This window comes from Bradyrhizobium sp. USDA 4369 (assembly GCF_054056435.1).
Window position 1 is genome coordinate 1,880,873 of sequence record NZ_JBSRYH010000001.1, and the last position, 12,986, is coordinate 1,893,858.

At 61.6% G+C, this 12,986-nt stretch carries 12 protein-coding genes; 2 read left to right on the top strand and 10 right to left on the bottom strand.

Annotated elements, in window-relative coordinates; genetic code table 11:
- Positions 1-45: 45 nt before the first annotated feature.
- Positions 46-1,245, bottom strand: coding sequence for an aromatic amino acid transaminase (locus ACVIJ6_RS08550; protein ID WP_456772343.1), 1,200 nt, complete (start codon positions 1,243-1,245; stop codon positions 46-48).
- 769 nt (positions 1,246-2,014) lie between these two features.
- Here ACVIJ6_RS08550 and ACVIJ6_RS08555 point away from each other — a divergent pair.
- Positions 2,015-2,914, top strand: a complete 900-nt coding sequence (locus ACVIJ6_RS08555; RefSeq protein WP_012040944.1) for a LysR family transcriptional regulator — start codon at positions 2,015-2,017, stop codon at positions 2,912-2,914.
- Positions 2,915-3,028: 114 nt separating this feature from the next.
- Here ACVIJ6_RS08555 and ACVIJ6_RS08560 read toward each other — a convergent pair whose 3' ends face one another.
- From ACVIJ6_RS08560 to ACVIJ6_RS08595, 8 genes are all read right to left on the bottom strand, one after another.
- Positions 3,029-4,264 (bottom strand): MFS transporter, encoded by a 1,236-nt coding sequence (locus ACVIJ6_RS08560; RefSeq protein ID WP_456772344.1) that lies wholly within the window; start codon positions 4,262-4,264, stop codon positions 3,029-3,031.
- 228 nt (positions 4,265-4,492) lie between these two features.
- Positions 4,493-5,581, bottom strand: coding sequence for a branched-chain amino acid aminotransferase (locus ACVIJ6_RS08565; protein ID WP_456772345.1), 1,089 nt, complete (start codon positions 5,579-5,581; stop codon positions 4,493-4,495).
- Positions 5,581-6,417, bottom strand: a complete 837-nt coding sequence (locus ACVIJ6_RS08570; protein ID WP_456772346.1) for a hypothetical protein — start codon at positions 6,415-6,417, stop codon at positions 5,581-5,583. The genes ACVIJ6_RS08565 and ACVIJ6_RS08570 overlap by 1 nt, the downstream gene beginning before the upstream one ends.
- Complete coding sequence (locus ACVIJ6_RS08575; protein ID WP_456772347.1) at positions 6,326-7,456, bottom strand: FAD/NAD(P)-binding protein; 1,131 nt, start codon at positions 7,454-7,456, stop codon at positions 6,326-6,328. Before ACVIJ6_RS08575 ends, ACVIJ6_RS08570 begins: the two co-directional genes overlap by 92 nt.
- On the bottom strand, positions 7,449-8,030 hold the full coding sequence (locus tag ACVIJ6_RS08580; RefSeq protein ID WP_456772348.1) for a hypothetical protein: 582 nt from the start codon (positions 8,028-8,030) through the stop codon (positions 7,449-7,451). Before ACVIJ6_RS08580 ends, ACVIJ6_RS08575 begins: the two co-directional genes overlap by 8 nt.
- Positions 8,005-8,787, bottom strand: a complete 783-nt coding sequence (locus ACVIJ6_RS08585; protein WP_456772349.1) for a hypothetical protein — start codon at positions 8,785-8,787, stop codon at positions 8,005-8,007. The genes ACVIJ6_RS08580 and ACVIJ6_RS08585 overlap by 26 nt, the downstream gene beginning before the upstream one ends.
- 52 nt (positions 8,788-8,839) lie before the next feature.
- A complete protein-coding gene (locus tag ACVIJ6_RS08590) occupies positions 8,840-9,370 on the bottom strand; it encodes a cupin domain-containing protein (protein WP_456772350.1) in 531 nt (176 codons plus the stop codon).
- A 71-nt stretch (positions 9,371-9,441) separates the two neighbouring features.
- Positions 9,442-10,176: a TauD/TfdA family dioxygenase gene (locus ACVIJ6_RS08595; RefSeq protein ID WP_456772351.1), complete on the bottom strand. Its 735-nt coding sequence runs from the start codon at positions 10,174-10,176 to the stop codon at positions 9,442-9,444.
- Positions 10,177-10,402: 226 nt separating this feature from the next.
- Here ACVIJ6_RS08595 and ACVIJ6_RS08600 point away from each other — a divergent pair, with 226 nt between their 5' ends.
- Positions 10,403-11,059, top strand: a complete 657-nt coding sequence (locus tag ACVIJ6_RS08600; protein ID WP_456772352.1) for a glutathione S-transferase family protein — start codon at positions 10,403-10,405, stop codon at positions 11,057-11,059.
- A gap of 534 nt (positions 11,060-11,593) precedes the next feature.
- On the opposite strand, the gene ACVIJ6_RS08605 is transcribed toward ACVIJ6_RS08600, so the two are convergent.
- Positions 11,594-11,956 carry a GNAT family N-acetyltransferase gene (locus tag ACVIJ6_RS08605; RefSeq protein WP_456776936.1) on the bottom strand — a complete coding sequence of 121 codons (363 nt, stop codon included), beginning with the start codon at positions 11,954-11,956 and terminating at the stop codon, positions 11,594-11,596.
- Between the last annotated feature and the right edge of the window lie 1,030 nt (positions 11,957-12,986).

Here is a 12,986-nt window from a genome sequence, read left to right on the forward strand (position 1 = left end):
TAACTATACTCGACTTAAAGTTGCGACAAAACTGCACGGGCGCCGTCAATGCCGGCTCGAAACCTGTCGAATTGCAGCAGCGACCGACGGAAGGTTCCCCGCATTGAGCGCCGCCAGACAGATCCGCCCGTCGGCCACCGCGTGAACCGCGTGGTCGACTCTCAGTCGCTCGATCTCGGTGCGGGTCAGGCCTGAATACGAGAACAGCCCGCGCTGCGCCTTGATCGGCACGAAATTTGCTCCTCGATTGCCGCCAGCAAGCTGGTCGACGAGCTCAGCCCTCATCAGCAGGATACGCCGGCGCATGGCATCGAGTTCGTCGATCCACGTCTTCTTCAATTGCGGATCGCCGAGAACCTCGGCGATGAGAAGAGCTCCGTTGCTTGGCGCGCTGGAATATAACGCCCGTGAAACCGCGCGAGCGCGTTCGCCGACGAGTGCCGCTTGGGCCTCGCTCTCGGTGACCACGAACAATAATCCAACGCGCTCTCCGTAAAGAGAGAAAGATTTCGAGAAAGAGACACTGACGAAAATCAGATTGCACGATTGCGCGATGATGCGAACCGACTGCGCGTCGGCCTCAAGCCCTTCGCCAAATCCCTGATAGGCCAGATCGATGAAGGGAATCAGGCCGCGATCCGCCAGCACCTGCGCGATTTGATTCCATTGCGCCGGCGTCGGATCGAATCCCGTCGGGTTGTGGCAACAACCATGAAGCACGACGACGGTCCCCCTGGGAAGACGACCGAGATCCTCAAGCATGCCGTCGACATCGATGTTACAGGATTCGGCATCGTAATATCTGTAGCTCGAAACCTGGGCCCCGACAGCGCGAAAGATTGCTTCGTGATTCGGCCAGCTCGGATCGCTGATCGATGCCATCGCGTCCGGCGCGATCGCCCGGGCGAGCTCCGCTCCGATGCGAACGGCGCCAGTACCACCGACAGTCTGGATCCACGCCGTGCGCCGGCGCAGATCATCCACCTGGCCTTCGCCAAACACGACCGGCATGGCCTTGTTCTTCAGATCGACCAAACCCTCCGCGGGCAGATAGGGCCACGGCCGGTTGCGCAATCGAAGGCGATGATCAGCTTCGCGCACCGCTGCCAATTGAGGAATCCGGCCTTCCTCGTCATAGTACATGCCGATGCCGAGATTGACTTTGTGAGGCCTGGGGTCTTCCGCAAACAGTCTGGCCGCCAGCATGACAGCATCGGGCGGCGTGGGAGACAGATTGATCAACATCGCTTGCATCACCTCTCACAGAGCCACGGACGATAGGTCGCAAAAGCATCCTGAGCAACCTAAGAATGTATCAGAGAAGGACAACTATTCGTTAATCCGACATGGCATGGTCGGATGCAACAACTATCAAGCCGTGCGACATGTCCGATTCGTACGACATCGAATCAACGAGATCGTCCTTAGAATAAATATTCCGCAAAGGACGGATAGGCGCTTTGTTTTTTCAGTCGACTGCCATCGGATGGCTGAGATCGGAGCGCGGGCGGAATCAATTGAACGCCGATTACGGCTTTGTCCGGGCATATCGGTCAAGGCTGATAAGGTGACGATTCCGATCGCGTGTGGACCGCACGATTCCCCGATCGTCGAATTGAGGCGACTGTAACGTCGCTCATGATCTTGAGCAGAGCCAAGTGCCTCAAGTGCATCGTCGGGAGCGGAGACGTCGCTCGCGATCCGGCTCCTTCTTTCGCCCATAGCGCGCTGGCGATCACGTCGTCTTTTCGCTTTGCGCCGCTCAATTCGAGGCATCGCTGAAGGGCCGTTGTCGTCATGGGGAACGCGGCACCTGCCGCTGATCGTCGGATGAAAACAATCAACGAAGCCGCACGAGGCGCCCTGGATGGGGCCGAGGCGGCTTGCACGAACCGGTTCGGTCGGGGACGTCGGCAGCCGATGCTCCGCAGTGCGCGTCATCCGCCTGCGCGCATATCTCGTCTCGCGGGGCGATCATCTTACGGTTTGAATTCTCCGACGAAAACGTGCTGTAATGGATTTCAGTGATTACGATTGGATATGGCTCCAAATGCCATCGCTTGATCCCGAATCTGTAGAAGCATTTGTTCTGACCGCGGAGTTGCGGAGCTTTACACTTGCGGCCCAGAGCTTGAATACGACGCAGGCCGCCGTGAGCTTGAGGATCAAACGGCTCGAAGAGCGACTTGGACAGCGCCTGCTCGACCGGACACCGCGCAAAGTGAGCCTGTCCCGCGAGGGTGAGAGATTTCTCGATCCTGCACGCGAGCTCGTGAATGCCTACAAGCGTGCGCTCGCCGCGCTGTCCCCCCGAACCATCCGGCTGACGCTCGGGATCACTCATCATCTGGTCGGGCCTGGACTTCCGGTGGCATTGGAACGGGTGGGCGGAAACGATCCCAATCTCGTGCTCGATCTTCGGATCGGAGATACGCGCGGCTTGCTCGAGCTCCTCGACAGCGGGAAGGTGGACGCCGCAATCATCCTGCGGCATGGCGAGAACCGCCGCTCGGGCGAGCGATTGTTCAATGAGCGCTTCTCCTGGTTTGGCTCGCCCGATCTCAAGGTGGGGCGATCGGAGCCCTTGCCGATCGCAATCCAGCCCGAGCCCTGTCAGGTGCGCGAACTAACGGTGCGAGCCTTGACGAGGGCCGACATTCGCTGGCGAGAGGCGATCGTTGGCGGCGGCGCAATCGCGGTGGGCGCCGCGGCGACCGCGGGATTGGCAATTGCCGCGATGGCCCGAACCGCGATGCCGGCCGGGGTGATCGACGTAACTCAGCGCTTCCATCTGCCGCCGCTACCGGAGAGGGAAGTCGTGCTCCATTCAAACGCTCGAACGGCCGCATCGCGACAGGTGCTGTTCACTGTCGCTCGCGCGATTCAGACTGCAGCGCAGCCGACAGCAGACTAGCGCGCTCGCGATCTTGGCCGGCGAAAGCTTCTCGGCCAATGCGCCTGAGCAGACGGCCGCCAGGACATTCCCGGACGATCTTGGCGCACCGCGCTGGCAAGCAAACGTCCAGAGTCAGGTGGCTGCGCGCAATGTCCGACCTCTGAGCAATGAGACCGCGCTGATGGCCACGGGCAGGACGAGTGCGATCCACGCGACCGCATAGCCGGATTGATCCACCAGCAGACCAAAGATGAACGGCCCGGTCGCCATTGCGATCATGCACAAGGTGGTCGCCAGGCTGACGGTCGACGCAATCGAACTCCGCGGCGCCATTTCGGCAACCTGCAGGAGATAAAGCGGAAACCAGCCGATCCCGAACACGCCGAGGAGGATGAGAAGCAACACGATGGCCGCTTGCGGGGTTCCGGCCTCGAGCAGGGCGAAGCTTCCGACGGTCGCGGCCGCGATCATCATCGTCCAGGCCAGAGACCTGATGCGCCGGCCGGGAAACCAGCGGTCGCTGAGGGACGGCAGCAGAATGCGGCCAGGTATTCCAAGCAGCTGGGCAAACGAGAACAAGGAAGCCGCGGTCTTGACGGATAGGCCGAGACCGCTGGACAAGAACCCGATCACATGCGCCGTCAGCGTGAACTGCAATGCAGACATCGTTACGCCAGCCCACAGCACAGGCCAAAAGAGCGGATCTTGGCCCACGGCTTTGAGCAGATCTCTCAGCGGCAGGACCCGCTCCGTCGCGCTCATCGGCTCCAACGGCTCGCGGTAGAATGCCCAGAACATGGCTCCACCGGCGACGGCGACGCTTCCGAGAAGAAGTGCCGAGGCGCGCCACCCATAGGCATAAGCCGTCAGCGGCAGCGACACCGCCGCCAGCGCCGTTCCGAGCGGAACAGCGGCTTGACGAAACCCGGTCGCCAGACCGCGCCGATGCGGAGGAAACCATCGGATGATCGCGCGCGTGCCCCCCGGCTGAACTGCCGCATAGGTCATGCCAAGGAAGGTCATGCAGGCCAGCGTCGCCCAGAAGCTGGTCGCGAGGCCGGCACATAGGAAGGCAGCGGCGCCCATTCCCAACATCATCAAGGAGACGACGATCCTCTCGCCATGACGGTCGATCGCCTTGCCGAGCAGAAACATGGTTATGATCTGGCCGCCGTTCATGAACGTCACAGCCAGCGACGCGACGGCCAACGAGATGTCGAAGGCCTCGCGCCAGATCGGCACCATGACGTAGACGCCCTGAGCCACAAAAGAGCCAGCGGTCTGCGCCGCTACGGCGATCGCAAGCACCGTCCAGATATTTGTCGGCGCCGTCTCAACGGACTGCGACTTGCCGGCCACGATCGTCATCATTGCTCCTCTGCCACGCGACCCTACTAATCGGCGCCTGGAATGAAAGCGCGCCTCCGGAGCTTTCAGTGATAACGCTTTGATATGCCCGTCGACCTTGACCGAAGCTGACGGACTCGGACCAGCCGTCAGCCCGCGACGCACGTCTGCCGACGGGCAAGACGATCTGCCGACGCGCCCTGTCGCGCAGGCTTGCTGTGACCTGCGATCAGCGGCAATCGACTTGAATCAGGGCTCGCTGGGGACGAGACACTCTGACGGCGCGGCGACGCGGCGCATCCAACCTCGCGTATCCGCGACCAGCCCTCGCTGGATTTCGGATATGGCCTGCGACAGCCGCTTCGCCAGGCTCTGCGCCTCCTCGGCGGCCGTCAATCGATGTTCGCGCCCCCGCCGGGCGATGACGCCGACCGGAGCGACGTGAACGGCTGTGCCACTCAGGAACACCTCATCGACATCGCCTGCATCGATCCCGCTCAGCAGCTCCGTAACGGATATCTCCCGTTCGATCGCGGTCAGGCCCCATTCACGGGCCAGCTCCAGGATCGTCTCCCTCATCACGCCCGGCAAAATGCGGCCGTTGAGCGGCGGCGTGAGCAGGTCGCGCCCGCGGCGAACGAAGACATTCGTGATCCCCGCCTCCTCGATGAACTCACGTTCAACTGGATCCAGCCAGAGGACGTTGTTGAAGCCGCTCTTTCGCGCCCCTTCGAGCGCAATAAGTGTTCTGCCGTAGTTTCCCGATGTCTTCGCATCCCCTCCGCCGCCGGGCGCGGCGCGGGCAAAGTCCTCGCTCACCATCAATCTGAACGGCGCCATGCCGTCGCGGTAAAGCGCGTCCACGGGCGTCGCGACAATGAAGAACAGGTAAGTCGTCGATCTGCGCACACCGAATGCAGCTTCGTCGGCGACCATGACCGGTCGCAGATACAGCGACGATTCCGCGCCAGCCGGCACCCAATCGCGTTGCGCGTCCACCAGGGTGCTCACTGCCTCGATGAACAAGTCCTCCGGCATCTCGGCCATCTCCATGCGCCGTGCAGAAGCGCGGAAGCGCGCCGCGTTGCGATCCGGTCGAAACAGCGCGATCGAGGCGTCGGGGGATCGATATGCCTTCATCCCCTCATAGATCGCCTGGCCATAATGCAGCACCAGCGCGCATGGGTCGAATGCGAGCGTCCCATAGGGGACCAGGCTTGGCTTTTCCCAGCCAGCCCCGTCGCTGTACCGACAGAGCACCATCGCGTTGGTCATATATTTGCCGAACCCCAGAGCACCGCCGAGATGCGCAAGGGGCGAGCGGGCATCTTGTTGCATCACCGCACCCCTTCTTCAGCCAGGACTTCAGCTTGAGCCGCCGCAGCATGCGGCGCTGCTCCCGATGCGAACGACGCGAGGAGATCATCCACGAGTCTCGCAGCATCGGCCAGTTGGCTCGAACGCCGGCCGGGCCGCGGGAGTGCATGAGTATGAAAGCGCGGCCCTTCGGTGACGAAGCCGATTCCCCAGATGTTTCGATTTGGTGATCCGTCAGCTCGCAGCAGCCGCAGGCCGCGGTCCACGTCGAGACCGTGCGGATGATAGTTGCCGTTGCAGAATGGCCTGGCGATGCCCCGCTCCACCAGATTTCGCGACAACGGCCGGACGTCCTCGAGCGGCCGGTGGCCAAACACGCGCGCCGTGATGAGAACGTCACCAGCAACGCGCTCCTCCTTCGATCCGAACGTCGTCTGAACCACGAAGCGCGCAAGATTTTCGTCAAGGCAAATTCGGGCTCCTGCGCCGCCTGCCCAGTCGACCACGCCGGCCTCGATCAGGGCCAGCAATTCTGCGTTCCGCCTCAAGGGCGGACCGAATGTGATCCGATTCGTCAGCGGAACAAACACCTCGACGACGTAACGATGGGAGTCCGGCGTCAGTCCGCCGAACTCGATGGCCGCAGACAGACCGTCTCGGAGATCCCGGATGGCGTCCGTCGCCGCTTTCAAGGGGCTGTCCACATTGCCTCGAACGGCCTCCGCCAAATCGTCGCGCAGGTACTTCACGACGCGTGATCGCAATTCACTCAGTCCGCCGCAAGACAACAGCTCTTTCGGCGCGAAGATCCGGTCGATGATCGCGTCTTCCGCCGGCGTCGGCCGAAAGTCTTCCACATCGATCCTTCGCCGCTGCTCGGCGCACCGATACGCGAACGCCATGTCTTTCCGGATCAGCGGCAGGATGTCGGTCAGGAAGTCGAGCTTCGCCATTCTGCCGGCGGCAGATCGCGCCCGAATGGCGTCGACGGCTGGTCTGGTGAGGAATTGAGCGACATGCCCTCCGTCGACTCCCTTCTGGTTGATCCCTCTCGCTCCGTAGGGAAGCGACTGACGCGAGAACAAACGAAATCAGCGGCTCCTCGCCGGAGCGAATGTAGCGCAGCCCGCCGCCTGTCTCGACGAACCCGCCTCCTCGGCCGGCGGTCAGGTCGGCGATGACATCGTACGCCGTCAATCCCAGACCCTGAACCAGCACCACGTCGGACCGGGAGATCTCCGCCAATCGCGAGGTGGGGTACGGATTGCCAATGTATCTGAGCTCGCTGTTTCGCGACCGATTGCGTGTCACGAACGACTGCATTTTGAGCTCTTCGGGCGAGGGCTGGAGCTCGCAATGCCCCGTCGCGATGATCAACGCGTCCCACGGGATGCGATCACCGCTTTCGAGATGCACGCGGCGCGGATGCTCCGAGACGTCGATGGCGGTCGTCCGGTGGTGTTTGACCGTCATCGTTCTCGGCGCTCGCTGCAGCACCATCCTGAATGCGTCGCGGAGATACTCCCCCAGCATGGCGCGCGGGAGATAATCGAGCTCACCGATCTCCTCACCGCCGGCGGCCTGACGATACTCGGTGCCGAACCGGCGGTAACCCTGACGACGCGCCCATTCTGTGAAGGACGGCCCGCTCGGCGTCGACTTTGGCTCGAGCCTGTTCGTCGGCGAGAACATCGTCACCTGTGACGCGAGTGTATTCGTGAGCAGCTGGCTGGACTGATTGGCGACATGCACACCGGCGCACGGCTCGCCTGGATCGATGAGATGCACCACAACACCGGGAAGCGCCGCGTCTGACGACAACCGCCAAGCCAGATGTTCGATCACGTTGAGCGCGCGCGAGCCGGCCCCGATGATTGCGACCGATATCTCACTCATGTCCGACCTCCTCGGCTTCCAGGCGATGTTCGCCGCTTTTCTGCGCCAAGAGCTCGGCATACGGCCTATCGAAAAAGAAGCCGTCTTCGCCTTCGGGGGGCACGAGCTCGTTGATCCAGGCCGCATCTGCAGAATATTTGGCCAGAAATGGCCGATGCAGCCACTCCTTGCGCCTTGCCTGCAGGAACGACAGCACGAAATAGTCGTCATTTCCGATCGCAAGCCGGCCGAGAACGTGGATCTTGCCCGGCCCCGCGCTCATGACCGGCCCGCGCGCCGTACGGCAAATTCCCGACACCGACGCAGCGGCCGCCTGGTAGATCGCCAGCGCGCGATCGAGGCCGATGCGGAAGTAGTGGTTCGCGCCGGTATCACGCTCGACGAACATGTAATACGGGATCATTCCCATCGCGACCTGGTCGCGCCAATTGCGACGCCACACCGCGACATCATCGTTGACATGGCGCAGCACCGGACTTTGCGTGCGGATCACCGTACCGGACCTTCTCAGCGCCTCGACGGCCCGATGAACCGGCTCGGGCGTCAGCTCACGCCAGTGATTGACATGCGCCATGACCGCGACCTGCTTTCCTGAATCGGCGATCCGAACCAATAGCCGGCTCAGTTCCTCCGCCTCTGCGCCGACATAGAATCGCTGCGGCCAATATGATAAAGCCTTGGTGCCGATACGGATAGTTCGTCACATGTGAGAACTCCGGCGCCAGCAGCGGCTCGAGGTAATCGGCTAGCCGCCGGCTGCTCATGACGAACGGGTCTCCGCCCGTGAGCAGAACATCCGTGATGTCGCGGCGTGTCCGCAGATAGGCGTAGAGCCGCTCTCCGTCCCGCGCCTCGAACCGGTTGACGGCCGAATCCACAAACTGCGGCCATCGAAAGCAGAATGAGCAATAAGAGTGGCAGGTCTGGCCCTGCTTGGCAAAGAACAATGCCGTCTCGTCATATTTGTGCTGCACGCCCTCCAGGGAGCCCCCTTCGAACAGCGGAACGTTGACGATCTGGTCGGAGCTGTGCGGATTCATGTCCGCGCGGATACGCTGCACTTCGGCGGCGATCGCGACTTCATCCCCTCGCTCAAGAAGATCATCAAGGACCTCCCGATCGCCATCCTGCAGCATATCTGGATGCGGGAAGACCAACCGGAACATCGGGTCATCCGGAGCCGCCTCCCAATCGATCAGATTGTCGAGGACGTAACTGTTGACCTTGAACGGAAACACCATTGCCGCGAGATGGATGCCACGAACCAGGCGCGGCGGCAGAGACTTGAGCTGCGGCACCTGCGACAGGCGATGGTTGGTGTAATAGATCAATCGCTCCGGTGGTTGCGCGATGTGTGGCTGTATTCTGGTCGTACGAGGGAGATCAGAGACCTGTAGCATGCGTGCGGCCCTTTCCAATTGGATCAGTGCAAGACGATGATCGACGTCCGTCAGCCGTTCTGAAGTTTGCGAGATCAGCCTGCTGCGGCATGTTGCTGAGGTTCAAGGTGACGAACGGCTCGGCACCGTCATTGCGAAGCTCATGGACGCACCAGGCCGGGATCAACACGACGTCGTTCCGCGTCATACGGAGCGCCTCGCGGCCATCGCCGAAGCCGACGATTCCGGATCCACTCTGAACGACGAACACGTGCCACCACGCATGGGAATGACGCGGAGTCTGCCCGTCGACCGGCAACGACTGCACCGCAAAGGAAATGCCGGGAACGACCTCGCCCGTCGCGTCACTCGCAGCTGTCGACAGTGCCACGAGCGAGATGCCACGAATCTCGGCGCCAACCCTGGCCTCAAGCTCGGCGGCCGTTCGACTCCAGCTCCACGCGACGGGCTCGATGGTTCTGCTCTTCAACGCGTCGCGAAGGACGCCATAAGCCAGGTAATACCCCTCGTTCATCATCGCATCCTCTGTCAGTCATGCCGGAAGTCGCGCAACGAGGTCGCCGTCGCGACGGCGACCTCGAACGCTCAGCTCAGCCAGTAGCGCGTGAGGTGACGCGCCTGGTCGGCATAGCGGCCACGGCCGTGCATCAGGCGATGGTTGTTCCAGACGAGCATGCAGCCGTCCGGAATCAGGACCGGGATCAGGTTTCGGCTGAAGAACGCCTCCCCTTCTTCCGCGATTTGCCCGAGCGGATCGGAAGGATCGTCGCCGACGCGCCTGACTTCGATCGCATCAGGGTTCACATTACCGTAACGAAACAAATTGTAGCTGAACCTCAGCACCGGCTCGCCCGAGACTGTGGCGCGGATCGGCGCGCGGAGCGATGATCTGGTCTCATCGCCCGGTGTCGCGCTGGACACGAATTCGACCTCGTTGTTCTGAGACCAACGCCGCAGATCGGGGCTCAGCGCCTCGTCGTAGAAGCGAATACCGTCGGCGAGGAGCGTCTGTCCATTTCCACAACGCGCCTGCCGGTGACAATAGAGCGCGAGATATTTCGGCGGCGGCATGAAGCCTGGCGCCTCCGTATGCGCGCCGAGCGCATTCATGCTCTGACTATAGGGTGCATCGTCATAGCCTCGCCGGTAGGTGACATCGAAACTATCGCGCCCGTCATATTGCGGTACGATCGTCCCAAGCCGCCGAAGCGTCACAGCCGGATCGGCATCGATCTCATCTGATGCAAGAACCGCCCATCCACGGCTCGCCAACAGTGTCTGGAATTGCAGGAAATCACTGGATACGAGGTGCTCGGCCATTCGTTACGCTCCTGAACAATTGCAGTCATGAGCCGACGCTAGGTTGCACTTCGCCGATTTGATAGTGATTTTTGAACTTATATGAGTCCGCACATGCCACGCGATATTCATCTCGATCATTGATGATCAGCGAAGCGGATATTGCGCGAAATATATTCGAGACCGGCGTTCAATCCGAAGCATAGAAGCCCTATCCTACCAAGACGCCAATCAGGGGATTAGTTCTGTGAGCCATCTGGTACTCTATTTCTGGCCCGGCGCATGTTCGATTGCAGCCCATATCGTTCTCGAGGAGACAGCGCTGCCGTTCGATGCCATCAAGGTCGACTTCGCCGCAGGCAAGCAACGAGAACCGGACTACTTGGCCATCAATCCGCGCGGCCGCGTTCCGGCGCTTGCGACGCCCTGGGGCATCCTGACCGAGACGCCAGCGATATTGCGCTATCTGACAGCCGCCGGGACGCATCCGACGCCCGCCTCGCGGCTTTGGCCGACCGAGTCGCGCGCGGATGCCCGTTGCGCCGAGTGGTGCTCGTGGCTCGCATCGACCGTGCACGTCACCTACGCGCATATCAGTCGCGCCGAACGCTATGCCGACAGCCCCGAAGGCAAAGCAGAGGTGGTCCGGAAAGGGATCGAATCGTGCAGGCCGCTCTGGCAGGAGATCAACGATCGCCTGAGCGCCAGCCCCTGGGCGCTCGGCGACACCTACAGTGTCGTCGATCCCTATCTCCAGGTATTCTGGAACTGGGGACGCGGTCAACGTCTGCGCTATGATATGGCGACCGACTTCCCCGCTTGGACCGACCATGCGCGGCGCCTCGCCGAGCGGCCTGCGGTCCGGCGCGCCTTCGCGCGGGAGGGCCTCGCTCTGCCTGAATAGCACATCTTATCGCGTCTTCGGCACGCCGGACTGCGTCGGTGGTGATTGCCGCCCCCTTGGTCAGCCCCCCACGACGGACGCCGGCTTGCGAATCCAGAGCTGACTTTGCTGACGCAGCCGACGGGCCAGAGACGAGGAGCGGACAGGAGTGGGCATGTTCAACCGCGTTTGGCTCCTTCTTCACCGTGCGGGGCCCGGATCAGAGGTTCAGTCCCGCCGACGGCGATCTCTGCTTGAGGAGATGTGTGAAGCCGTACTGAACACGCCGATGCTGATGATGTAGCCCTGGCAGCTCGCGCGTTTCGGCCACCGCCGTCGGTCCGCACCAGCCCGCGATGAAACGCACCAGCCGCGTTGATCGCCTTGACGTCTCGCGGCGTCCGACGCCGAGCAGAAGCTCGAACGCCTGCGAGCTTTGATCAGAGAGTCGGCGGAGAGAGCTGACTTCCGCCACACCGCGACTCTCCGCCGGCCAACGACTGATCGGCTTATACGGACGCTTCATCGGATCGGCGATGCTTGCCGAGGAGAAACTCAGGTGAGTGTTCTCGACAGATAGATGAACGAATATCCGTCGACTTTGGCACGATGCGTTTCAGAGAAGCCGCGCGATTTGTAGAACGGTATTGTTTCCGGAAACTTCTCGTTGGTGTAGAGACGCAACTCAGGGAGATTCCGACGCCTGGCCTCCGCCTCGGCAAAATCGATCAGCGCGTGACCGAGTCTCTTGCCTTGAAATGCAGGAAGAACGGCGAGATTGCGCATCATCAGGTGATCGTCCTTCGGCAGAAGCGTGATCATTGCAGCCACTTTGCCGGAATGCTCCAACACATAAGTGTTTCCTTCCCTGATCCAGGCGAGATAATCATACGACATCGGCGCTGGCGCCTTCTCCATGCGCGGCACGTATTTTCCATACGCCGCCTGAGCGATGCGTGTCAGCGTCTCAGCGTCATCCGGCCTCGCCCGCCTCATGGCATTGGCGGGCCTCGCAACTGCAGTGCCAAGATTGGTACTCAAGCCACTCTCCTGTCATTGAGCAAATCGGAGCGCATGACGTCCTCGGGCAGCGGCCTGCGGCCTCTTCCAAGACGCGGTCGCATGAGGCGGCACCGGACGGACGGCAGATGTGGCCCGCGGGCGCCGGACTTGGGACGGGACAAAGCGTCTCATCGGACGAACGAAGCAATCTGATTTCAAGCTTCCGGACTGACGCGAGGAGTTTTATCCACTCGCGTTCAACCAGGATCGGCGCAATCTATTGTCCTCTACAGCTGGCATACGAGGCAGGACAGGCAGCGTAGCCGACCGCGCGCCTGCTCACAATCGCGAACGCACCATATATTTCTTAGTCGCATCCGACCCTGTATTCCGGCGAGCGCCAAGGCTCGGCGCATTTGGAGGTGGCCGGCTTTCAAAGATGCAAGCGGTCGGCTTCCGAGTGTTGGCCTCGCGCATGCGAATGCCAGGTCGCGAAATCGTGACGCCGATCGGCGTTGGTACGTCAGCAGGGCTTCGTCAATCAAGAACGCAGCCGACTGCCATCGACACTTGCGCAACGCGCGCACGCTCTCCGCGCACAATCCGCTCATCCATAAGGAAGGAGCGAACATGCAGCCCTGGCCAACGGTACACCGCTTCCCGCCAAGTGATTATTTGACCGGGGTACACATAACCCCCAGGGAGGCAACGATGAGCAAGCGTGACCTTCATCTGGCGCCCTGGACAGCATCGGCTTCCCGGCATTTCAAATCGGAGCGGGACGGCGTCGGCAGTTGCATCAACATTGTGATTGCAGGATAAGGCGATGACATCACAGGCCTGACAGCGGGATCGCCGATCTCGATGTCATCCGAAGCGCCGCGACTTGTGATCAATAACGGCCGGCGTCGCATCGTGAATTCATATTTCAAGTGCTATTGGACTG